We start from the raw sequence: 22,070 nt of genomic DNA on the forward strand, positions 1-22,070 counted from the left end.
CCATGGCGAATCAGCTAATTTCTGGTATCTTTAGAAGCTTTCTCCATGCTGTCTTTCAGGGCAGAAAACAATTTCTCTTTTTGGCTGTCGGGACAGGCCCGGAAAAGCCCGACCAGTTCTTTTTCCAAAGGGGTTAATTCGTAAATATGGCTTGAATTTTTCTTTCCGTGTATATAGACCGATTTGCTTCCGCTGTCCGCGACGGAAGGTGGGCTGGGTTCATCCGCCAATAGCTCGTTGATGGAGATATTAAATACTCTGGCCAAGATGATGAGGGCGGAAACATCCGGCATGGTCTTTCCAATTTCGTAATAAGAATAAGTGGAACGGTCAATATTCAATATTTTGGCAATTTGATTCTGCGTATAGCCGCTTTTGATGCGCAATTCGCGCAGTCTTTCGTTAATGCGAATTTTCATCAACTTGCAATTCCGCCTCTTTTTACATTATATGCCAGAAAAGTATATATTTATTGCTGTTGATTCGATTATATCTTCATTCCTGAATGAAACATAAATTTGGTGATTATTATTCACTGCTTTGCGGAAATTAACGGACTCCGCCGAAAAAAGTACTTGACGGGCAAAGAATTGTTTAGTATAATAATTTGGTCGGTAAAAGTGCTACTGTGGCTCAGTTGGTAGAGCAGCGCATTCGTAATGCGCAGGTCGTCAGTTCGAGTCTGACCAGTAGCTCCAGAAAAAAGCCAGGAATCGTAAAAGGTTCCTGGCTTTTTTCTGGTTTGGTCTATTTTGTTTTTCAGGACGGGATCCCTTAAAAAAACGGACGGGCTTGTCATGCCTGTCCGTTTTCTCCAAACCCGCCGGAAAGGATGATTTTGTCGATCCCGGGAGAAAGAAATCAGATGTTTGTTTGTTTTTCGACCGGATTTTTGCAGAATTCCCTCATGGAGCAATTTCCGCAGTCCGGGTTTCTGGCTGTACAGACGGCCCGGCCGTGGAGAACCAGCCGGTGGCAGAAATCATTGGATTCCTCCGGCGGCAGGATCTTTCTCAGTTGCGTTTCCACTTTGAGAGGATCCTTGCCTTCGCTCAGCCCCAGGCGGCCGCAGATGCGGATGCAGTGAGTGTCCGTGACGACGGCCGGTTTGCCGTAGATATCCCCGACGATGAGGTTTGCCGTTTTCCTGCCGACTCCCGGCAGCTTTGTCAGCTCTTCAATGGTGTCCGGAACCCTTCCCTCATAATCCGATTTCAATTTCCGGCACATGGCGAGGATATCGCGGGCTTTGGTCTTATACAGCCCGCAGGAATGAATGATCGGCTCAATGTCTTCCGCGGACGCTCCGCAAAATGCGTCGATCGTGGGGAAAAGCCTGAACAGTTCAGGCGTGACCTGATTCACCCGCGCGTCGGTGCATTGGGCGGAAAGCCGGGTGGCGATCAAAAGCTGGAGCGGCTCGGTGTAGGTCAGGGAGCAGATCGCATCCGGATATTCTTTTTTCAAAGCCTGGATCGCAAGCGAGGCACGCTGCTTTTTGGTCATTTTGATCCTCCGTTTCAGTATGATTTTTTTCATTATAAACTTTTCTGTTGTGAATGGCAATGGATGTGCGGACCGGAAATCCGAGGAGCGCTTTTTGCAGGGCCGCCGTTGCGTTTTTGCATGTTACAGGTTATAATAGGGATAAATTTGTTCGGGAAAGGGTTTGAATACGATGTACAGTGATATGATGAATACCATCGGCCTTGTTTCCGGGGCCGACCCGGAGGTCGGCGCCGCGATGGCCCGGGAACTGGGCCGGCAGAGGGACAATCTGGAACTGATCGCATCCGAAAATCTCGTTTCGCCCGCCGTAATGGCGGCGATGGGAAGCGTTTTGACCAACAAATACGCGGAAGGATATCCGGGAAAACGCTACTACGGCGGGTGCCAGTATGTTGACATTGTGGAGGACCTGGCTCGTCAGCGTGCCTGCAGGCTGTTCGGCGCGGAACATGCCAATGTGCAGCCTCATTCCGGCGCTCAGGCGAACCTGGCGGTGTATTTTGCCCTTTTAAAGCCCGGCGACACGGTGATGGGAATGAATCTTTCGGAAGGCGGGCATCTGACCCATGGATCGCCAGTCAATCTGTCCGGAAGCTACTACCATTTCGTCTCTTACGGCGTCAGCCCGGAGACAGGCCGGATCGACTACGACGCGGTTTATGAAACGGCGATGAAAGTAAAGCCGAAACTGATCGTGGCGGGCGCCAGCGCCTATCCGCGTGTGATCGATTTCAAACGCTTCCGCGAGATCAGCGATGCCTGCGGGGCGCTGCTGATGGTCGACATGGCGCATATCGCGGGCCTTGTCGCGGCCGGAGAGCACCCGAATCCGGTCGAGTGGGCGCAGATCGTCACGACGACGACGCATAAAACCCTGCGGGGCCCGCGCGGCGGCCTGATCCTCTGCAAGGAAGAATACGCGAAGGCCATCGACAAGGCGATTTTCCCCGGAACACAGGGCGGCCCGCTGATGCACATCATCGCGGGAAAGGCCGTTTGCCTGGGCGAGGCGCTGAAGCCGGAGTTCAAGCAATACGCGCACCGGATTGTTGTCAATGCGAAAGCGCTGGGTGACGGCCTGATGAAACGCAACGTCAAGCTTGTCTCCGGAGGCACGGACAATCACCTGATGATGGTGGACCTTTCCGGACTGGAGCTGACGGGCAAGGAACTGGAGCAGCGCCTTGATTCCGTCAATATCACGGCAAACAAAAATACCGTCCCGAACGAGCAGCGCAGCCCGTTTATCACGAGCGGCCTGAGACTGGGCACGCCGGCCGTCACCACGCGCGGCCTGGACGCGGCGGATATGGACCGCATTGCGGACTGCATCAGCCTTGCCGTTTTCGACTTTGAGCCGAACCGCGAAAAGATCCGCACGGCGGTGCATGAAATCTGTGCCCGTCACCCGCTTTACGAATAATTCACCAAGGAAGGGATGGTGCCGATGTCGGCTCCTCTTGCGGACCGGATCCGCCCCCGCGAACTGAGCGAGATTGTCGGGCAGCATCATCTGCTCGACCCCGGCAGGCCGCTGCGGCGCATTATAGAGTCGGGGGAAATCCCGAACATGGTCTTTTACGGACCGTCGGGGATCGGCAAGACAACGCTTGCATCCATTATCGCGGCGAGAACCAGCCGCAAGCTGGTCAGGATGAACGGCACCACCGCCACTACGGCGGACATCCGCGACGTTGTGAACCAGTTGGATACGCTGGAAGCCCCGAACGGAATCCTTCTCTATCTGGACGAGATCCAGTATTTCAATAAAAAGCAGCAGCAGACGCTGCTGGAATTCATTGAGAACGGTTCGATTACACTGATTGCGTCGACGACGGAAAATCCCTATTTTTATGTTTACGGCGCGATTCTGAGCCGGTCGACGGTGTTTGAGTTCAAACCGGTGGAGAAAGAAGACGTTCGCGAGGCGGCAAAGCGGGCGTTCGGCATTCTGGAGGAGGAGCAGCACCGCGGCATCCGGGTGGAACCCGGCGCTTTGGACGTGATTGCTTCCGCCTGCGGCGGCGATGTCCGCAAGGCGATGAACGCGGTGGAGCTCTGCGTTGTGTCCGGTGAGGAAAAAGACGGCGCCTGTCTCGTGACGGAACAGCTTGCCAGGGACCTGACGCAGCGCAGCGCGATGAAATATGACCGCGCGGGAGATGAGCATTACGACATCCTTTCCGCGTTCCAGAAATCCATGCGCGGCTCCGATCCGGACGCCGCAGTCCATTATCTGGCCCGTCTGCTGGAGGCCGGGGACCTTCCCTCCGCGTGCCGCAGGCTGATGGTCTGCGCCTGCGAAGACGTGGGGCTCGCTTATCCGCTGATTATTCCGATCGTCAAGGCAGCCGTGGACGCGGCGCTTCAGGTCGGTCTGCCGGAGGCGCGGATCCCGCTGGCCGATGCAGTGGTGCTGGTGGCCTGTTCGCCAAAGTCGAATTCGGCCTACTGCGCGGTGGATGCGGCGGTCGCCGACCTGCGGGCCGGCAAAACGGGGCCGATTCCCCGCAGACTTCAGAATAAGCACTACGACGGGGAGGACAATCCGAGAAAGGGCCAGTTCTATCAGTATGCCCACGATTTTCCGCACCACTGGGTCCGGCAGCAATACCTTCCGGACGTATTGAAGGATACGGTTTACTATCGGTGGGGGGACAATAAGACAGAACAGGCATTTCGGAAATATTGGGAAGAAATCAAAAAAGAAAAGTAATTTTATGTTGATTATCAGCCGAATATGAGATATACTAGTAAAAATGCGTTTTGGAGGAAGCCGACTTGAACGATTTGATTTTGAACAGCCTGTCTTACGGGATGTATGCAATCGGCGTGAAAGACGGGGAAAAAGTTTCCGCTTGTATTGTCAATACGGCCGTGCAGGTTGCCCGCAATCCAAACACAATTGCCGTCAGTCTGAATCATGAAAATTACAGTTGTGAGTGCATTCAGAAAAACGGCCTTTTCAGCGTTTCCGTCCTTTCAGAGGATACCTCCGGCACGGTAATCGGCGCTTTGGGCTTTTCATCCGGACGCGACACGGATAAGCTCAAAAACGTCAGGCACCGCATCCTTGCGGAGGGCGTTCCGATTATTAAGGAGAATACATGCTGCTGGTTTCTTTGCAAGGTCCTCTCTTCGTCCGAAACGGCGACCCACACGATTTTTATTGCCGAAGTGATTGCGGGCAGTGAAAAATCGGTGGGCAAGCCGATGACTTATGAATATTACCACAGAGTCATTAAGGGCAGGGCACCGAAAAACGCGCCGACCTACAGGGAAGAGAAGCAGACGGAACAGAGCGGAGAAAGCTGGATCTGCACTGTTTGCGGTTATATTTACAATGATCCCTTCGTTCCCTTTGAGGAATTGCCGGACGATTGGGTCTGCCCCATTTGCGGGGCGCCGAAGTCGGCATTCAAACGACAGCAGTAAGATGACAGAAAAGCTCACACCGATGTATTCCATACACCGGGCGGGCTTTTTTTTTGAGTAAAAAAGCGCAGCTTTTTACTGAATATATAAAGATTGAGGAGTGTTTATCTATGACAAAGCAAATCATCCAGGTTGAGGAAAAGCCGCCTGTGCCCAAGGCGATCCCGCTTTCGGTGCAGCATCTTTTCGCCATGTTCAGCGCTTCGGTGCTGGTTCCGGTCCTGCTGGGGATCAGTCCTTCCGTGGTCCTGTTCATGAACGGGATCGGCACGCTGCTCTACATATTGATTACGGGAGGCAAGGCCCCGGCTTTCCTGGGTTCCAGCTTCGCCTTTATTGCCCCCGCGGGAATCATCATCGGAACCAAGGGACTGGGATATCCGTATGCGCTTGGCGGGTTTGTGGTTTCCGGTGCGGTGTTTTGCTTTGTTGCGGTCATTATCCGTTTCTGCGGCACGAGATGGATCGACGTGATTCTTCCGCCCGCGGCCATGGGTTCCGTCGTGGCGCTGATCGGTCTGGAGCTTTCCGGAACGGCGGCCAACATGGGCGGGCTGATTTTAAGCGATACCTATACGCAGATCGACCCAAAAAAAATCACGGTGTTTCTGATTACGCTGGGGGTCGCCGTGTTCGGCAGCGTGCTGTTCCGCAAATTTCTGGCGGTTATTCCGATTTTAATTGCGATTGTGATCGGCTATTGCGTCGCGTGGGGGATGGGAATGATCGATTTCTCGGCGGTCGCCGCCGCTCCGGCCTTTGCGGTTCCGAATTTCCAGCCGGCCAAATTCGACTGGAATGCGATCTCCATTATTCTGCCGGCGACGCTGGTTGTGGTTTCGGAGCACATCGGTCATCAGATCGTGACCGGCAAAATCGTCGGGCGCGACCTGCTGCGGAATCCGGGCCTGCACCGCACCATGCTCGGCGACGGCCTTTCGACCATGCTCTCCGGGCTCTGCGGCTCCGTGCCCACGACGACTTACGGCGAAAATATCGGCGTCATGGCGATGACCGGCGTATACAGCGTCTGGGTGATTGGCGGCGCGGCCGTTCTGTCCATCGCGATTTCTTTCCTCGGCAAGGTCTCCGCGGTGATCCAGTCGATCCCGGGTCCCGTCATGGGCGGCGTCAGCTTCCTGCTCTACGGAATGATCGCCTCCTCCGGCGTGAGGCTTCTGGTTGACCAGAAAGTGGATTACAGCCGTTCCCGCAATCTCGCCATGACCAGTATCGTTCTGGTGACGGGCCTTTCCGGCGCGTTCGTCCAGCTTTGGAAGGTCAAGCTGACCGGAATGTCCCTCGGCGCCGTGGTAGCCATGCTGCTCGGTCTTATTTTCTGGATCATTGACCGGTTCCATGCGGCAAACGACTATGAAGAGGAGCCGGTACAGGAATAGGGATCAAATGCTCATCAGCTCAAGGCGCCACCGTTCGGTTTCTTCCGGAGTCTGACCGCCTAAAAGGATCGTCCCGGCGTAACATCGAATGAGCAGCACGGGCTGGTTTTTCGCGCAAGCATACACCTGACAGGGACCGATTCCCTCGAGCACAAAATGTCCGGCCATTCTGCCCATGCTCAGACCGTTTGTCCGGATTCCGGCGGGGACGGAAGGCAAAACCTGTATTCCCGAAATGGAATCGAGCGGGAATGAGCAGGAATATAGCGGAGCAGAGATCAATCCCGTACCGTTTTTAATCTGAAAACGGATCGGTGCGAAATTTGTTACATATAAGGCTCCGGCGATCAGTGAAAAGAGAACGGCCGTTGTAATAATTGCTGGCAGATACATGAAATCAAGACCTTTTTGTTGACAAGTTTTGCTTTTTCTTTCATTTATTATAAACATTGTGTGAGACAAAATGCAAGCGGTTGGGGAGGTGCCTAATTTCCTTGCCGTTCTATTGAATCTTGGCGCCTTTCATACTATAATAGAAAAGAATGGAAACGGATTTTATTTAGGAGGGCAGCAATGAAGACAGAATTGAAAAGGAAATTGGAAATTGCCGCGTGCAAGATCCGCATGGGTGCTGTGGAGGGCGTTTACCGCGCAAAATCGGGGCATCCGGGCGGATCCCTTTCCGCGGCGGAGCTTTTTGCGTACCTCTATTTCAAGGAGCTCAGAGTCGACCCGAACCATCCGAAAGAACCTGGCCGCGACCGTTTCGTCCTTTCCAAAGGGCACACCTGTCCCGGACTTTACGCGGCTCTGGCTCTCAAAGGCTATTTCCCTGAGACAGAGCTGAAAAAACTGAGACAGATCGGCGCGATGCTCCAAGGTCATCCGGACATGAAGGGGACGCCCGGCGTTGATATGAGCACGGGTTCGCTCGGACAGGGAGTTTCCGCGGCCTGCGGCATGGCGCTCGCCGGGAAAATGGACGGGAAAGACTACCGCGTTTACGCCCTGTTGGGCGACGGCGAGCTAGAAGAAGGTCAGGTGTGGGAGGCTTCGATGTTTGCCGGGCATCATGAGCTGGACAATCTGTGCCTGGTGATCGACATCAACGGGCTTCAGATCGACGGTCCTACGGCCGAGGTCGGAGGTCCGGAACCGGTCGACGAAAAGTTCCGCGCGTTCGGATTCGATGTCCAGGTCATTGACGGGCACAGCTTTGATGAGATTGAAAAGGCATTTGAACACGCCAAAACCGTGAAAGGGAAGCCATCCGCCATTCTTGCAAAAACGATCAAGGGCAGAGGCGTTTCCTATATGGAAAATGTGGCGGGCTGGCACGGCAAGGCGCCCAGTGACGAAGAATATGAAATTGCCATGCGCGAGCTGAAACAAACCCTGGCTGGATTGGAGGCGGAATAAATGGCGGAGATGATGAAAAAGGCAACCCGGGAGAGCTATGGAATGGCGCTGTCCCAGCTTGGGGAGGAATTTCCGCAGATCGTTGTGCTGGATGCCGACCTGGCCGAGGCGACCAAAACCGGCATCTTCAAAAAGAAATACCCGAAGCGATTTGTTGACTGTGGCATTGCGGAAGGCAATATGATGGGCGTCGCGGCGGGCCTCGCGACCTGCGGCAAAATTCCGTTTGCGACTTCATTTGCGATGTTTGCGACCGGCCGCGCCTTCGAGCAGGTCCGCAATTCCATTTGCTACCCGCACCTGAACGTCAAGGTTGTCGGGACCCACGCGGGCATCTCCGTCGGCGAGGACGGCGCGACCCACCAATGCCTGGAAGATATCGCCCTGATGCGTTCGCTGCCGGGAATGACGGTGATCAGTCCTTCGGATCACTATGAGACCGTCGCGGCGGTCCGCGCGGCCGTGGAGCACGAAGGGCCGGTTTATCTGCGCCTTTCCCGCCTTGCGGTGGAAAGTTTCAACAATTCCGACGACTATCGGTTCGAGCTCGGCAGGGGCGTTACCCTGCGTGACGGAAAAGATGTGACGATCATCGCGACGGGTTTGATGGTTTCCCGCGCGCTGGAAGCGGTCAAACTGCTGGAGCAAAAGGGAATTGACGCAAGACTCGTCAATATTCACACCATTAAGCCGATCGACCGGGAGCTGATCCTGAAAGCGGCGGGGGAGACCGGAAAACTCATTACCGTAGAGGAGCATAACGTCATCGGCGGGCTCGGCGACGCGGTCGCGGCAGTGCTGAGCGAGGAACTGCCGACTCCGCTGCGCAAGATCGGCGTGAATGATCAGTTCGGGCATTCCGGCCCCGCTGCGGCTTTGCTGGAACAGTTCGGGCTTTGTGCTTCAAATATTGCGGAAGTGACGGAAGAATTTTTGAAAAAATGAGTTCCTTTTAAGAAAACTGAAGGCCGTGGGAGAATTTCCCGCGGCCTGTTTTTCTTTCAATTGTCCGGAAGGAGGAACCGTGATGAATAAAAAGCCTGCTGAAAAAATTCGAATTCTGGCTTTGCTGGAGATCCTGGAAGAATGGACCGACGAGGATCACCCGCTTGCTTCGCAAGAGCTGCTTGCCCTCTTGGACAAGCAGGGAATCGCCGCGGGCCGGAAGACCATTTACCGGGATATCTCCGCCCTGCGCGCGCATGGGATCGACATCCTGTTCACCCGGAGGCCAAAGGCGGGATTTTTTCTCGCCGCGCGGCGCTTTGAGCCGCCTGAGGTCCGCCTGCTCATGGATGCGGTACAGGCCGCGCCGTTCCTCACTGAGAAGAAGACGGAGGAACTGATGCGAAAACTGAGCGGTTTAATGAGCGCCGGTCAGGCGGAAGCAGCCGAGGGAAAAACACACATCAATCTTCGCCCCAAATTTGAAAACGAAGAAATTTATTATACCATTGACGCGGTGAACCGCGCGATTTCACAAAAGAAGAAAATCTCCTTCCTGTACCGCCATCACGTCATCCGGGGAAACCGGATTACGCAGGACGAAGGGAGAAGATTTCTGATCAGTCCGTATGCGCTGATCTGGGACAGCGACAAATACTACCTTGCCGGGAATTATGAGAAGTATGACGATGTCAGCGTTTACCGCATGGACAGAATGAAACGGGCCGAACTTTCCATGCAGGACGTCCGGCCTTTCACGGAGGTAAGCGAATACAGGGAACGTTTCGATGCTGCGGATTACGCGGCGAAAACGTTCCATTTGTATCACGGCGATCTGCAGACTGTTTCGCTTCACTGTTCCGAAGATGCTCTGGAGCCGCTGCTGGATAAATTCGGAGACGGCCTGAGCATTTTCAGCAGGAGAGACGGATTTTTCAATGTCAGGGTCAGAGTATTTGTGGGAGAGGGATTGGTGGAATGGCTGCTGCAGTACGGTGACCGCATCACCGTTTTGGCGCCAAAGGCGCTTCGGGAGCAGGTGACCGAGCGCGTCCGGCGGATTGGAGAAGCCTATGGGTTCTAAAAAAACATGTGGTCGATGAAGATTTTAACGCCGATTCCGATGAGGACGAGGCCGCCGAAGGTTTCCGCGCGGCAGGAGCAGAAAGAGCCGAACCGTTTGCCGATATAGACACCGATGAGGCAGACGACAAACGTGATCGCGCCGATGACGGAAACAGATAATCCCATCAAAAAGACAGTGGAGGCGCCTACGGCTGAGGGAAGAATGATCCCGGTTGCGAGCGCGTCGATGCTGGTGGCCACGGCGAGCGCGATTAGCGTTTTGAGTTTGATGCCGTCCTGCCTGCGGTCCCGGATTCCGCAGTTTTTCTTACGGCGCGCTTCCCGGATCATTCCGATCCCGAGATAGCTGAGAAGAATGAGCGCGATCCAGTGGTCCACGGCGCTGATGATGCTTTCCCCCGCTTTTCCGATCAGCCACCCCAAAAGAGGCATGACGGACTGAAAAAGGGCGAAGCAAAGCGCGAGCTTTATCGCGAACCAGAACGTAACCCTTCGTGTGATGGCGCCGTTTGTGATGCAGACGGCAAACGCGTCCATCGCCAGGCCAAGCCCGATGCCGCACAGAGAAAAATAGTCCATTGCTGTCCTCCGAGTTTTTTTTGCATTAAAAAATATGATACCCTGATTCCGGCCTAATGTCAATTCATTCTCTTAACAGGATTTGCGGGGAGTCGTTTGCATTTCATTTACTTTCGTGATATAATGAATTACCATACGAAAGCGGAGGGATCCCATGATAGCGGTCATAGATTACGGCGCCGGAAATCTGCAGAGCGTCGCCAAGGCATTCCGACATATCGGATGTGACGTTTCCGTCACGGCCGTTCCAGGGGAACTGGCGCGCGCGGACGCCGCGGTCCTGCCGGGAGTCGGGGCGTTCGGGGATTCGATGCGCTGCCTGAGAAATTCCGGAATGGTGGAGCCCACCCTGGAATTCATCCGCTCCGGCAAGCCGTTTCTCGGCATTTGCCTGGGCCTTCAGCTCTTGTTTGAAGAAAGCGGGGAATCACCCGGCATCAAGGGCCTTGGAGTGCTTCCTGGAAGCATTTACCGGATTCCCGGTTCGCCTGGGCTGAAAATTCCCCATGTCGGGTGGAACAGCCTGAACATCAGGCAAGGCGGCGGACTGTTTACCGGCGTGAGCGAAAGCCCCTATGTTTATTTTGTCCATTCCTATTATTTGAAATCGGACGACCGGAGCATTGTGACGGCGACGGCGGACTACGGAGTCGAGATGGATGTGTCGGTGCGGAGCGGAAATATTTTCGCCACACAGTTCCACCCGGAAAAAAGCGGCGGGGCCGGCCTTCGGATGCTCCGGAATTTTGCCTCGGTGATAGAAGCGGGGGATTGAATGTTATGTATGCGAAACGAATCATTCCCTGCCTGGACGTCAAGGACGGCCGGGTCGTCAAGGGAACGGAATTTGTTCGGCTGAGGGACGCGGGGGACCCTGTGAAAGCGGCCGCGGAATACGGCCGGCAGGGCGCGGACGAACTCGCGTTCCTGGATATCACCGCTTCCTCGGATGCCAGAGATATTATGATCGGCCTGGTCGGGCAGGTGGCGGACAGCATCTTTATCCCGTTTACCGTGGGAGGGGGAATCCGTTCGGTGGAGGACTTCAACGCGCTGCTCCGCGCCGGGGCGGACAAGGTTTCCGTCAACTCGGCGGCGATTCTGAATCCCGGCTTGATTTCCGCGGCCTCCGAAAAGTTCGGGAGTCAGTGCGTGGTCTGCGCGGTCGACGCGAGACGCCGCGCGGAGGGCGGCTGGACGGTTTACCGCAACGGCGGGCGCGTCGACACGGGATTGGACGCCGTCCGGTGGGCGCAGAAAGCGGCCCGGCTCGGCGCGGGCGAAATCCTTTTGACCAGCATGGATTGTGACGGGGTGAAAAACGGGTATGACCTTGAGCTGACTGCCGCCGTCTCCGAGCGGGTCCCGATTCCGGTGATCGCCTCCGGCGGGGCCGGGAAGCCGGAGCATTTTTACGATGCTTTTACGAAAGGGAAAGCCGACGCCGTGCTGGCGGCGTCCCTGTTCCACTTCGGTGAAGTCGCGATTCCAGACCTGAAGGAGTATCTCGCAGGGCGCGGAATTCCAGTGCGAAAATAAATTGATAGAAAAAGACATGGGAGCCGCCGAGGTTCTCATTTTTTATGGATAGAATTTCCATGCGCGGCATAAGAATTAGTATGAAATTGGAGGTGCTGAAAATGAAGTTGAAAAAAATGTCGGCCTGCCTGCTTGCGGTGCTCGCCGTGATTTTCAGCTTGCCGCTGGGGGCTTCGGCGCTGTCGGAAGAGGAAGTCAAGGCGCCTTCCGCCGTGCTGATGGAGGCTCAGACCGGCAAAGTCCTTTATGAGAAAGACGACCATGAACAGCGCGCGTGCGCGTCCATCACCAAGGTGATGACGCTGCTGCTGGTCATGGAGGCGCTCGACAGCGGCAAAATCGGTCTGAACGATACCGTCACGGCAAGCGAGCACGCGGCCTCGATGGGGGGATCCGACATCTGGCTGGAGCCCGGCGAAAGCATGACGGTGGACGACATGCTGAAGGCGACGGTTATTTCCAGCGCCAACGACGCGGCGGTGGCGCTGGCGGAATATGTCGCCGGAAGCGAGGATGAGTTTGTCGCTCAGATGAATCAGAGGGCCAAGGAGCTCGGCATGAAGGACACCGTCTTTAAAAACGTCAACGGCCTCGACGAGGACGGCCATGTCACCTCGGCCTATGACGTGGCGCTGATGTCGAAGGAACTGATCAAGCATCAGAAAATTTATGATTACACCAAAACCTGGATGGACAATGTCAGGGGCGGAAAAACACAGTTGGTCAATACCAACAAGCTGCTGAAGAGCTACAAGGGGATTACCGGCCTGAAAACGGGAACGACCGGCAAGGCGGGCAGCTGCATTTCCGCCACGGCCCAGCGGGACGGGGTCAGCCTGGTCGCGGTGGTCCTTGGAAGCTCTTCGACGACGGACCGCTTCAACGCCGCCGCGACCCTGATGGACTACGGATTTGCCAACTGGTCGGTCGTCAATCCGAAGATTCCGTCGGAAGCGAACGTGCCGGTCCCCGTTGAAAACGGAATGGAGGAAAACGTGGAACCCAGCGTCAACGGCGAAGAAAGCCTTCTGGTGCCGAAGGGAAAAGCGGGAGACGTCACGTCCAAGGTTTTAATGAACAACGAGGTCCGCGCGCCCGTGGAAGAAGGGCAGACGCTTGGGAAGATCACCTATTCGCTGAACGGGGAGGTCCTGAAGGAGACGAAGATCACAGCCAAGAAAGCGGTGGAGCCCATCACGTTTTCCTCCGCGTTCCGCCTCCTTATGCGAATGGTGATGATGGATCCGTAATTTTTAATTTTTCCTGAATAATAGGAATCCTCCTTGCAATCAAAGCCCGCCTATTGTAAAATAGAGGTGCAGGAAATACAGTAGGCAGGGGGAAAGAAAATGTCTGTTAAAATTGACTTGCATCACCTTGCAGGTTTTATCGACGATAGCGAGTTTTCTGCCATCGTCCCTCAGGTACGTCTTGCATATGAAACGCTTTTAAGCGGCACGGGCGCCGGAAGCGATTTCCTGGGCTGGCTGGATCTTCCCGAGAAATATGACAGGGAAGAATTTACCCGCATTTGTGCAGCGGCGGAGAAAATCCGTTCCGATTCGGAAATTTTTGTTGTGATCGGAATCGGAGGCTCCTATCTGGGAGCGCGCGCCGCCATTGAGTTTTTGCAGTCCCAAAATTACAACGCCCTGAAAAAAGCCGGACCTCAGATCTATTTTGCCGGCAACAGTTTGAGTCCTTCCGCCCTTTCTGAAATCATGGAGCTTTGTGGGGAGAAGGACTTTTCTATTAATGTCATCTCCAAATCCGGAACGACAACGGAACCTGCGGTGGCTTTCCGTGTTTTCAGAGGGCTGCTGGAAAAGAAATACGGAAAGCAGGGCGCGGCAAGGCGGATCTACTGCACGACGGACCGTGCCCGCGGGACTTTGAAGCAGCTTGCCGACAGGGAGGGCTTTGAGACATTTGTCGTCCCAGACAATGTGGGGGGCCGCTATTCGGTTCTGACCGCCGTCGGCCTTCTCCCGATTGCGGTGGCCGGCGCGGATATCGGCGCTCTGATGACAGGCGCGGAGGAAGAACGGGCCGGGCTTACCGGCGACGCAGCGTCCGACGCTTCCTGCCTGTATGCGGCGGCAAGGAATATTCTGTACCGCAAAGGAAAGGAAACCGAGATCCTTGTCAGCTATGAACCGCGTTTTCAGATGATGTGCGAATGGTGGAAACAGCTCTGCGGGGAAAGCGAGGGAAAAAGCGGCAAGGGGCTTTTCCCGGCATCCGTCATTTTCTCGACCGATCTGCACTCCATGGGGCAGTATATCCAGCAGGGACGGCGGAATCTGTTTGAAACGGTAATGCTGATCGACAGCCCCGCGGCGGATCTGAAAATTGAAGAGGACCCTGACAACGCGGACGGCCTGAATTTTCTTGCGGGGCGGACCATGTCTTATGTGAACCGCAAGGCCTTCGAGGGAACCGTATTGGCCCATACGGACGGCGGCGTTCCCAACATCATTCTCAGCGTGCCGGACTTTTCGGAAAAATCCCTCGGCTGCCTGATCTACTTTTTTGAACGCTCCATTGCGGTTTCAGGCTATCTTCTGGGAGTCAATCCGTTCGACCAGCCCGGTGTGGAAAGCTACAAAAAAAATATGTTCGCCCTATTGGGCAAGCCGGGTTATGAAAGCGAGAAGTCCATACTGGAGTCCCGACTGAAATAGACCCCGGTTCTTTTCACCGGCGACGGTAAAAATTATATAGGAGGAGCACTTTTATGATTAATGTGATTGTTGGAAAAAAAGGATCCGGAAAGACCAAAAAGCTGATTGAGCGCGCAAACGAAGCGGTTTCTAAATCAAGCGGGAATGTGGTGGTGATTGAAAAGGGAAATACGCTGACTTACGATATTTCCCACGATGCCCGTCTGATCGACATTGACGAATACGGCATTCAGGGTGCGGACTCGCTGGGCGGCTTTATCTGCGGCATCTGCGCCGGAAACTACGACGTTACGGATATCTTCGTGGACTCCACTCTCAAAATTATCGGCCAGGATATGAGCGGCCTCACTTCCTTCGCTGAAAAGATGGAAGCTCTCTCCTCCCTTTCCGACATCAAAATAACACTGCTGATTTCCGCGAACGAAAGCGTGCTTCCGCCGGAAATCAAGGCGGTTTCCGCTGTTGTCTGATCTACTGCGGGTAAAATGGTGCCGGAGCCGGGCGCTCCGGCACATTTTTTGAGGGAAAAGTTCTTGACCCATAAATTTTTATTGACAAAAGAGGGAAAAATCTCTATAATTAAAAAATGTAGCGCCGAGGTGGAGTATGCTGCTGGATTTAAAAAAAATATTCTCTCAGGAAAGCGAAAGCTGCTCATTTGATTACAGCATGGACCTGTCGTCGACCGGAGTGAACGGTGTGTTTCCGTTTGTTTCCCCGGTGAAGGTAAAGGGTACTGTAACGGGCTGCGACGGTTCCGCAAGACTGAAAGCGAATGTTTCGTTCGACTTTTCGATTCCATGCGACCGCTGCGCGGAACAGACCGACAGGCACTATGATTTTGCTTTTTCCCATATCCTTGTTCGTTCTCTCGAAAAGAACGAGGACGACGACCGGTTCATCGAGGTCCGCGAGGAACAGTTGGATCTGGACGAGCTGATGCGGGAAGATATTCTGCTGGAACTTCCGACCAAGTTTCTATGCAGAGAGGACTGCAGGGGGCTGTGCCCGGTGTGCGGGAAAAATCTGAACAAGGGACCCTGCGGCTGCGGTGAACATTCCACGGATCCCCGGCTGGAAGTTTTGGAAAAATTGATTCATTAACGGAAAAGACCGGTAAGGAGGTGCTGAGGATGGCGGTACCAAAAAGAAAACAGTCGAGCGCCAGGCAGAACAAACGGCGTTCCAATGTCTGGAAGATGAGTGCGCCCGCTCTGGTAAAATGCCCGAAATGCGGAGAACTGACAGCTCCCCATAAAGTATGCGGCAATTGCGGCTACTACAATGGCAGGGAAGTAATTAAAAAGGAAGCGTAATTCGTTTCCGTTTTCCGAAAGTCAGAGAAGGAGCAATCCTTCTCTTCTTTTTTGCCCGCGAAACCGCCTGAAACAACAGGCTTTGGGTAAAATAGGGAAGGAATAGGAAAAAGATCAGGGAGGGATCGAGTATGGCATTGCCGGTAGTCGCGATTGTCGGCCGGCCTAACGTCGGCAAATCGACGCTTTTCAATAAATTAGCCGGAAAACGCCTGTCCATAGTGGACGATACGCCGGGGGTGACGCGGGACCGCGTTTACGCGGAATGCGAATGGGAATCGCGCCGGTTCTCCATTGTGGATACGGGAGGTATCGAGCCGGGCGGGGATGTGATCCTGGCGCAGACCAGGGCGCAGGCGCGCCTTGCGGTGGAAGCGGCCGATGTGATCGTCTTTGTCACGGACGTGCGCACCGGGCCGGTTGCCGCCGACCATGAAATTGCCGCCATGCTGATGAAGAGCGGAAAACCCGTTGTGCTGTGCGTCAACAAATGCGACAGCATCGGTGAGCCGCCGCCTGAATTTTATGAGTTTTACAACTTGGGGCTGGGCGATCCCATCGGTGTTTCTTCCGTTCACGGGCACGGAACCGGAGATCTCCTCGACAGCGTGATTTCGCATTTTCCAGAAGAAAGCGGAGATGCCGATTCGGAGGAACTCATCCGGGTCGCGGTGATTGGCAAGCCGAATGCCGGAAAATCCTCGCTGGTCAATTGGATCGCCGGAGAGGAACGCTGCATTGTCTCCGATGTGGCCGGGACGACGCGGGACGCGGTGGATATCGCCGTGGAAAACGAGTACGGACGCTTCCTTTTGATCGATACCGCTGGTCTGCGGCGGAAAAGCAGGGTGGACGGCAGCATCGAACGGTACAGCATGCTCCGGGCGCAGATGGCGGTGGAGCGTTCAGATGTCTGTGTGGTGATGATCGACGGCACCGTCGGCTTCACCGAGCAGGACTCCAAGGTCGCGGGCATGGCGCATGAAGCGGGCAAGGCCTGCGTCATCGCGGTCAACAAGTGGGATGCGGTCGAAAAGGACGGCTACACGCTGGACGCGTACGAGAAAAAACTGCGCGACGACTTTTCTTTCATGCCGTATGCCAAAATTCTGTTTATTTCGGCAAAGACGGGCCAGCGCGTCGACCGCCTGTTCCAGGCGGTCCGGGACGCGGCGGCCTCCGGCGCCCGCCGTATTGCGACCGGGATGCTGAACGATGTTCTCGCGCAGGCGACCGCGCGGGTTCAGCCGCCCACCGACAAGGGACGCAGGCTGAAAATCTATTACATGACCCAGGTTTCCGTCCAACCGCCCGCTTTTGTCTTCTTTGTCAATTCCCAGAAGCTGTTCCATTTTTCCTATCAGCGTTTTCTGGAGAATATGATTCGCGACACGTTCGGCTTTGAGGGAACTCCGATCCGGTTTCTGATCCGCGAGCGCGGAGAGAAATAGGAATGGCGGAAAAGAAAAAAGGAACCGGGATCCGGTTCCTTTTACTTTTCTCTTATTATATTAGAAAACGAGGCCAGGCAATCAGACGGCGCGGGTCACTTTGCCGGAACGCAGGCAGCGGGTGCAGGCGTAAATACGTTTGGGAGAACCGTTCACGATCGCCTTTACACGCATGACGTTGGGCTTCCAGGTACGGTTGGAACGCCTGTGAGAATGGGATACCTTGATGCCGAAAGCAATGTCCTTGCCGCAGATTTCACATTTTGCCATAGGTCTGCACCTCCTTTAAAGGGCTTTTTATCGCAACAGTATTATGTTATCAGATTTGTCCTGCAAATGCAAGCTTTTTTTCTCTTTTTCCGGAAATCCACGCTCCGCTTGCCTTTTACTCTTCCCCGTATTATAATCATAAACATAGTAAGGAGAATTCAATATGCTGATTGATATGTTAAGAGGCCTCTTTTCCGGCGGGTCCGTGGACATGGCGTCCGTGATTTCCCAGATTCTTGCAACGCTGTTCATTATTTTCTGCATTCTTCCGCTGCATGAATTCGCGCACGGCTGGGCCGCTGAAAAACTGGGCGACCACACCGCGAAATACAGCGGGCGGCTGACGATGAATCCTCTTGCGAGCTTTGACCCGGTCGGTTCGCTTTTCCTGCTTTTGTTCGGCTTCGGGTGGGCCAAGCCTGTGCCGATCGATTCGCGTTACTTTAAGAATCCGAAGCGCGACACGGCGCTGACCGCCGTGGCCGGCCCGCTCTCCAATTTTCTGGCGGCATGGGTCGGCGGCATTATTTACTTCGGCTTGATTCTGGCGGCCCGGCTGTCTCTTCCCGGGTTTGTCCAGAGCTTTTTCCTCGCTTATATTACCATCAATGTCGCTCTGGCGGTTTTCAACCTCCTTCCCATCCCGCCGCTGGACGGCTCGAAAATTCTTGGAGCGTTCCTTTCCAACCGGACTTTGTACAATTATTACCGCTATCAGAATGTGATCGTTATGGTGGCTTTTCTGGTTCTGTTCAGCGGGATGCTGGACCAGCCGATCTGGTGGCTGGAAAATCTTTGCCTGGGCGGGGTACAATGGCTCGCGCTTTTGCCGTACCGTTTCTTTGGGCTTGTATAAATAATCCTGTATGATGATGGATAAAATATGTTATAAACTGGAAACATTCGAAGGCCCTTTGGATCTGCTGCTGGCGCTGCTTGCGAAAAACAAGCTGAATATTTTCGATATTCAGATCACCGAGCTGGTCGACCAGTACCTGGAGCAGATCGAGGCGATGCGCGGGCGGGAGATGGATGTGTCCAGCGAATTCCTGGAGATGGCCGCAAAACTGATTTATCTGAAAACCGTTTCCCTTCTGCCGAAGCGTGAAGAAGCCGAGCAGCTCAGACGCGAGCTCAGCGGGCAGCTGATTGAATACCGGGACTGCAAACGCGCCGCCGCCCTGCTGGGCGGGCGATTCAGCTTTGACTCCTTCACCAGAGGACCAGAGAAGCTGGAGCCGGACCGCAGATATCGGGGGCATCATGCGCCGGAGGAGCTTTATGCGGCATATCTGAGCGCCGCGGGGCGCGGCAAACGATTTCTTCCCCCTCCCAAAGAGTCGTTTTCCGCGATTGTGTCCCACAGGATCGTCTCCGTGTCCTCCCGCATTGTCTATATTCTCCGGCGCCTGAGAGTGAAAAGCGGACAAAGTTACGAGGCCCTGTTCGACGGGATCGGGGACCATTCCGAACGGGTGGCGACCTTTCTCGCCGTGCTGGAGCTGATCAAGGGCAAACGGATTTTTCTGGATGGGAAACACAACCCCGAAGTGAAATTGTTGAACGGCGGTGGAAGACATGGAGATAAAAAAGCTGCAGGGAGCGATTGAGGCAATTCTGTTCGCGAGCGGAGACGCCGTCTCCGTGGACCGGATTGCGGAAGCGCTTGAGATTGACCTGACGACGGCGGGCAAAATGCTGGAGAATCTTGCGGACCGGTACCGCGAGGAGCGCGGAGGGATTCGGATTGTCCGCCTGGAGGACGGCTACCAGATGTGCACAGACCCCGAATATGCGGGCGCGGTGCGTTCCGCATTGGAAATCCGCCGCAATATGCCCCTGACCCAGGCTGCGCTGGAAGTACTTGCCGTCGTCGCCTACAATCAGCCGGTCTCCAAGGCGTTTGTCGAGCAGGTGCGCGGCGTGGACTGTTCCGCGGTCATCGGCGGGCTTGTTTCAAAAGGATTGCTGGAAGAGCGCGGCAGATTGGAACTGCCCGGCCGCCCGCTTCTTTATGGAACCACTTCGGATTTCCTGCGGTGCCTGGGAATCTCTGCCCTTTCCGAATTGCCGCAGCCTCGGAAAGGACAGACGCCTGAGGAAGCGGAAGGCGAAACGGAAGGAATTCCGACGCAGAGGGAAGAGGAAGCCGGATGAGTGGTTGGATCATAGCGGGCTTCCTCGTCCTTTTGCTTGCGCTTCTGCTTTTCTGCTCCGTTTCCATTGAGGCCGCTTTTGCGGAAGAGTTCTCCGCCAGGGCGGGATTCCTCTTTTTTCATTACCGCATCTGGCCCAGGCCGGAAAAAAAGCAGGCGCCTGCAAGAAAAGAAGAGCCCGCAGCGAAAAAAAAGCCCTCAAAAATAAAGGAGCTCCTTCGGAAGAGAGGAGTCTCAGGCTTCTTGGAGCTGCTCCGGGCGTTTTCCCGCGCCGCGTATGGAAGCGCCAAAAAGCTCCTCTCCCACACGGTGATCCGGCTTCTTCATCTGAATCTGACCGTGGGCGGGGAAGACGCGGCGCAGACCGCGGTCGATTACGGCAAGGCGTGCGGCCTGGTGTCTACGGCGCTTACGGCTTTGCTCTCGGCGGCGAAATACAGGGAGCGGCATGTGAATGTAAGGGTGACCCCGGATTTTCAGAATGGCAGCGGCAGCGTGCAGTTCCATGTCCTTCTGAAAATCAAGCTGTTTTTTCTTCTTTCCGCCGTGCTGTCGGCGTTGATTGACATGATAAAAATCTATTTGAAATTCAGAAAAGAGTCCGGGCGTCCGGATCAGAAAGAAAAGGCGGTGCTTTAATATGGCTGACCATCCGATTGAAGGCATGATGGATACAACGCTTGAAAAGATCAAGCAGATGGTGGATGTGAACTCCGTTGTGGGCGATCCGATCACTTCGCCGGACGGAACGGTGATTGTCCCCATTTCAAAAATCAGCTACGGGTTTGCTTCCGGCGGTTCCGATTTTTCGGGGAAAATACCGGAAAAGCAGTTGTTTGGCGGCGGTACGGGAGCGGGAGTCACCATCAATCCGGTGGCTTTCCTGACGATTTCGGAAGGGAGCGTCAAGCTGCTGCGGGTCGATCCCGGCAACACTTCGGTCGACCGGATCATCGATCTGGCCCCGGAACTGATCGAAAAAGTTTCCTCGGCTGTCAGCTCGGCGTTTCACAGGGACGGGAAGAAGGAGAAATCCTCTTCCGCTCCCGCAGAGGAAGCGGCGGGAGACCCTCAAATTTAAAATCGAATCGTATCGCTTCAACCGCCTGCATATAAATAAACCGGCAGGTGGTTGATTTGTTAAAAAAAGCGATTTCCATCCTTCTGGCCGCTTTGGCGGCGGCTTTGTTTCCCTGTGCGGCGCGGGCCCAGGGGACGGCGCCCTCCGTGTCGGCCCGGTCCGCCGTGGTGATTGGCGCGGCGGATGGGCGCGTCCTCTACGAAAAAAACAGTCATGAGAAACTTCCGATTGCGAGCACGACCAAAATCATGACGGCGCTGCTGACGCTGGAAGCCGCTGCCCGCGGCGACGAAACGGTGCTGATCACGCCGGAAATGGTCCGTGTGGAGGGTTCTTCCATGGGGCTGAAAGCCGGCGACAAGCTGACTTTGACCGCCCTCGCGGAAGGAATGCTGTCGGTTTCCGGCAACGACGCGGCAAATTCCGCGGCCATTGCCGTCGGCGGCTCCATCCAGAAATTCGCTGCTCTGATGAACCAGAAAGCGGCGCAGCTCGGCCTGTCCGACACGCATTATGTCACCCCGTCCGGATTGGATGACGAAGAGCATTATTCCTCGGCCGGTGATTTGGCGAAGCTGACCGCTGCGGCGCTGGAAGATCCGGAATTTGCGAGGATCGTCGCCCAGCCTAAAATCAAGGTCCGGTTTTCGGATCCGGACCGGACGGTAACCTATACAAACCACAATAAGCTTTTAAGCATGTATGACGGCTGCACCGGCGTCAAAACCGGGTTCACCAAGAAGTCCGGCCGGTGTCTCGTTTCGGCCGCGGAGCGGAACGGCGTGCAGTTGGTCGCCGTGACCCTCAGCGATCCGAACGACTGGGAGGATCACGAAAGGCTCCTGGATTACGGCTTTTCCAGGCTGACAAGATATCAGGCGGACGATTCGGGGTTCCATTTGAGCCTTCCCGTGGTCGGCGGGGCGGAGCGCAGCGTCTTGGTGGCGGGGTCCGCGGGCACGGCCGCGTTGCTGCCGGCCGACGAGGTGAAGGACCTGCGCCGTACGGTCGAACTGCCGCAGTTTGTGTATGCGCCCGTGACAAAAGGGCAGGTCCTTGGCCTTGTCCGGTATTCCAACAGCGACGGAACGGCCGCGACAACAAAATTGACGGCGGGCGCGGCCGTTCCGCGCCAGGCCGATCACAGAAACATGATTAAAAAATTATGGGACCGGATCCGCCAGCTGCTTTCGGTCTGAA

The 22,070-nt window shown here is 55.1% G+C and carries 26 protein-coding genes and 1 tRNA gene; 22 read left to right on the plus strand and 5 right to left on the minus strand.

Going from position 1 to position 22,070, the window contains the following annotated elements; genetic code table 11:
• Nucleotides 1–14: 14 nt before the first annotated feature.
• Complete coding sequence (locus tag VA597_RS07350; RefSeq protein ID WP_128742126.1) at nucleotides 15–419, minus strand: helix-turn-helix transcriptional regulator; 405 nt, start codon at nucleotides 417–419, stop codon at nucleotides 15–17.
• Between the two features lie 203 nt (nucleotides 420–622).
• Here VA597_RS07350 and VA597_RS07355 point away from each other — a divergent pair.
• Nucleotides 623–698, plus strand: a tRNA-Thr gene (locus tag VA597_RS07355).
• Between the two features lie 163 nt (nucleotides 699–861).
• Here VA597_RS07355 and nth read toward each other — a convergent pair.
• A complete protein-coding gene (nth, locus tag VA597_RS07360) occupies nucleotides 862–1,506 on the minus strand; it encodes an endonuclease III (RefSeq protein WP_128742127.1) in 645 nt (214 codons plus the stop codon).
• Between the two features lie 172 nt (nucleotides 1,507–1,678).
• Between nth and glyA the strand changes: the two genes are divergently transcribed.
• The 4 genes from glyA (at nucleotide 1,679) to uraA (ending at nucleotide 6,344) form a co-directional block, all read left to right on the plus strand.
• Entirely contained in the window at nucleotides 1,679–2,932 is a 1,254-nt protein-coding gene (gene glyA, locus VA597_RS07365) for a serine hydroxymethyltransferase (RefSeq protein ID WP_128742128.1), read from the plus strand.
• A 24-nt stretch (nucleotides 2,933–2,956) separates the two neighbouring features.
• Nucleotides 2,957–4,225, plus strand: a complete 1,269-nt coding sequence (locus tag VA597_RS07370) for a replication-associated recombination protein A (RefSeq protein ID WP_128742129.1) — start codon at nucleotides 2,957–2,959, stop codon at nucleotides 4,223–4,225.
• A 65-nt stretch (nucleotides 4,226–4,290) separates the two neighbouring features.
• Nucleotides 4,291–4,944 (plus strand): flavin reductase, encoded by a 654-nt coding sequence (locus VA597_RS07375; protein WP_205703209.1) that lies wholly within the window; start codon nucleotides 4,291–4,293, stop codon nucleotides 4,942–4,944.
• Nucleotides 4,945–5,054: 110 nt separating this feature from the next.
• On the plus strand, nucleotides 5,055–6,344 hold the full coding sequence (gene uraA / locus VA597_RS07380; RefSeq protein ID WP_128742130.1) for a uracil permease: 1,290 nt from the start codon (nucleotides 5,055–5,057) through the stop codon (nucleotides 6,342–6,344).
• Nucleotides 6,345–6,347: 3 nt separating this feature from the next.
• Here uraA and VA597_RS07385 read toward each other — a convergent pair whose 3' ends face one another.
• Nucleotides 6,348–6,737: a PH domain-containing protein gene (locus VA597_RS07385; protein WP_164918983.1), complete on the minus strand. Its 390-nt coding sequence runs from the start codon at nucleotides 6,735–6,737 to the stop codon at nucleotides 6,348–6,350.
• A gap of 180 nt (nucleotides 6,738–6,917) precedes the next feature.
• On the opposite strand from VA597_RS07385, the gene VA597_RS07390 reads away from it, so the two are divergent.
• The 3 genes from VA597_RS07390 (at nucleotide 6,918) to VA597_RS07400 (ending at nucleotide 9,792) form a co-directional block, all read left to right on the plus strand.
• Nucleotides 6,918–7,763 (plus strand): transketolase, encoded by an 846-nt coding sequence (locus VA597_RS07390; RefSeq protein ID WP_128742132.1) that lies wholly within the window; start codon nucleotides 6,918–6,920, stop codon nucleotides 7,761–7,763.
• Nucleotides 7,764–8,708 (plus strand): transketolase family protein, encoded by a 945-nt coding sequence (locus VA597_RS07395; protein WP_205703210.1) that lies wholly within the window; start codon nucleotides 7,764–7,766, stop codon nucleotides 8,706–8,708.
• 82 nt (nucleotides 8,709–8,790) lie between these two features.
• Complete coding sequence (locus VA597_RS07400) at nucleotides 8,791–9,792, plus strand: helix-turn-helix transcriptional regulator (RefSeq protein ID WP_128742133.1); 1,002 nt, start codon at nucleotides 8,791–8,793, stop codon at nucleotides 9,790–9,792.
• Here VA597_RS07400 and VA597_RS07405 read toward each other — a convergent pair.
• Nucleotides 9,789–10,373: a manganese efflux pump MntP gene (locus VA597_RS07405; protein WP_128742134.1), complete on the minus strand. Its 585-nt coding sequence runs from the start codon at nucleotides 10,371–10,373 to the stop codon at nucleotides 9,789–9,791. The genes VA597_RS07400 and VA597_RS07405 overlap by 4 nt on opposite strands.
• Before the next feature lie 154 nt (nucleotides 10,374–10,527).
• Between VA597_RS07405 and hisH the strand changes: the two genes are divergently transcribed.
• The 8 genes from hisH to der all read left to right on the plus strand — a co-directional run bounded on the left by hisH (nucleotide 10,528) and on the right by der (nucleotide 17,363).
• The gene (hisH, locus tag VA597_RS07410; protein ID WP_128742135.1) at nucleotides 10,528–11,148 is read left to right on the plus strand and encodes an imidazole glycerol phosphate synthase subunit HisH; all 621 of its coding nucleotides are present in this window, start codon (nucleotides 10,528–10,530) and stop codon (nucleotides 11,146–11,148) included.
• A 5-nt stretch (nucleotides 11,149–11,153) separates the two neighbouring features.
• Complete coding sequence (gene hisF / locus VA597_RS07415) at nucleotides 11,154–11,912, plus strand: imidazole glycerol phosphate synthase subunit HisF (protein WP_128742136.1); 759 nt, start codon at nucleotides 11,154–11,156, stop codon at nucleotides 11,910–11,912.
• Nucleotides 11,913–12,013: 101 nt separating this feature from the next.
• On the plus strand, nucleotides 12,014–13,162 hold the full coding sequence (locus tag VA597_RS07420) for a D-alanyl-D-alanine carboxypeptidase family protein (protein ID WP_128742137.1): 1,149 nt from the start codon (nucleotides 12,014–12,016) through the stop codon (nucleotides 13,160–13,162).
• A 99-nt stretch (nucleotides 13,163–13,261) separates the two neighbouring features.
• Nucleotides 13,262–14,596, plus strand: a complete 1,335-nt coding sequence (locus tag VA597_RS07425) for a glucose-6-phosphate isomerase (protein WP_128742138.1) — start codon at nucleotides 13,262–13,264, stop codon at nucleotides 14,594–14,596.
• A gap of 53 nt (nucleotides 14,597–14,649) precedes the next feature.
• Nucleotides 14,650–15,066 carry a hypothetical protein gene (locus VA597_RS07430; RefSeq protein WP_128742139.1) on the plus strand — a complete coding sequence of 139 codons (417 nt, stop codon included), beginning with the start codon at nucleotides 14,650–14,652 and terminating at the stop codon, nucleotides 15,064–15,066.
• A 136-nt stretch (nucleotides 15,067–15,202) separates the two neighbouring features.
• Nucleotides 15,203–15,700 carry a YceD family protein gene (locus VA597_RS07435; protein ID WP_128742140.1) on the plus strand — a complete coding sequence of 166 codons (498 nt, stop codon included), beginning with the start codon at nucleotides 15,203–15,205 and terminating at the stop codon, nucleotides 15,698–15,700.
• A 29-nt stretch (nucleotides 15,701–15,729) separates the two neighbouring features.
• Nucleotides 15,730–15,912 carry a 50S ribosomal protein L32 gene (gene rpmF, locus VA597_RS07440; RefSeq protein WP_128742141.1) on the plus strand — a complete coding sequence of 61 codons (183 nt, stop codon included), beginning with the start codon at nucleotides 15,730–15,732 and terminating at the stop codon, nucleotides 15,910–15,912.
• A gap of 131 nt (nucleotides 15,913–16,043) precedes the next feature.
• A complete protein-coding gene (der, locus tag VA597_RS07445; protein ID WP_128742142.1) occupies nucleotides 16,044–17,363 on the plus strand; it encodes a ribosome biogenesis GTPase Der in 1,320 nt (439 codons plus the stop codon).
• Nucleotides 17,364–17,444: 81 nt separating this feature from the next.
• Here der and rpmB read toward each other — a convergent pair whose 3' ends face one another.
• Nucleotides 17,445–17,633, minus strand: a complete 189-nt coding sequence (gene rpmB, locus VA597_RS07450) for a 50S ribosomal protein L28 (protein WP_066644078.1) — start codon at nucleotides 17,631–17,633, stop codon at nucleotides 17,445–17,447.
• A gap of 163 nt (nucleotides 17,634–17,796) precedes the next feature.
• On the opposite strand from rpmB, the gene VA597_RS07455 reads away from it, so the two are divergent.
• The 6 genes from VA597_RS07455 to VA597_RS07480 are packed head-to-tail and all read left to right on the plus strand — an operon-like array spanning nucleotide 17,797 to nucleotide 22,069.
• Complete coding sequence (locus tag VA597_RS07455) at nucleotides 17,797–18,489, plus strand: site-2 protease family protein (RefSeq protein WP_243112661.1); 693 nt, start codon at nucleotides 17,797–17,799, stop codon at nucleotides 18,487–18,489.
• A 58-nt stretch (nucleotides 18,490–18,547) separates the two neighbouring features.
• A complete protein-coding gene (locus VA597_RS07460; RefSeq protein ID WP_243112662.1) occupies nucleotides 18,548–19,243 on the plus strand; it encodes a segregation and condensation protein A in 696 nt (231 codons plus the stop codon).
• Nucleotides 19,212–19,790 carry an SMC-Scp complex subunit ScpB gene (gene scpB / locus VA597_RS07465; RefSeq protein ID WP_128742143.1) on the plus strand — a complete coding sequence of 193 codons (579 nt, stop codon included), beginning with the start codon at nucleotides 19,212–19,214 and terminating at the stop codon, nucleotides 19,788–19,790. Before VA597_RS07460 ends, scpB begins: the two co-directional genes overlap by 32 nt.
• Nucleotides 19,787–20,428: a DUF2953 domain-containing protein gene (locus VA597_RS07470; protein ID WP_128742144.1), complete on the plus strand. Its 642-nt coding sequence runs from the start codon at nucleotides 19,787–19,789 to the stop codon at nucleotides 20,426–20,428. Before scpB ends, VA597_RS07470 begins: the two co-directional genes overlap by 4 nt.
• A gap of 1 nt (nucleotide 20,429) precedes the next feature.
• Nucleotides 20,430–20,870 carry a GerW family sporulation protein gene (ytfJ, locus tag VA597_RS07475; protein ID WP_128742145.1) on the plus strand — a complete coding sequence of 147 codons (441 nt, stop codon included), beginning with the start codon at nucleotides 20,430–20,432 and terminating at the stop codon, nucleotides 20,868–20,870.
• Nucleotides 20,871–20,917: 47 nt separating this feature from the next.
• Entirely contained in the window at nucleotides 20,918–22,069 is a 1,152-nt protein-coding gene (locus VA597_RS07480; protein ID WP_326975610.1) for a D-alanyl-D-alanine carboxypeptidase family protein, read from the plus strand.
• Nucleotide 22,070: the final 1 nt, after the last annotated feature.

It is taken from the genome of Caproicibacter sp. BJN0012 (assembly GCF_035986805.1).
In the GTDB taxonomy this organism is placed as follows: domain Bacteria; phylum Bacillota; class Clostridia; order Oscillospirales; family Acutalibacteraceae; genus Caproicibacter.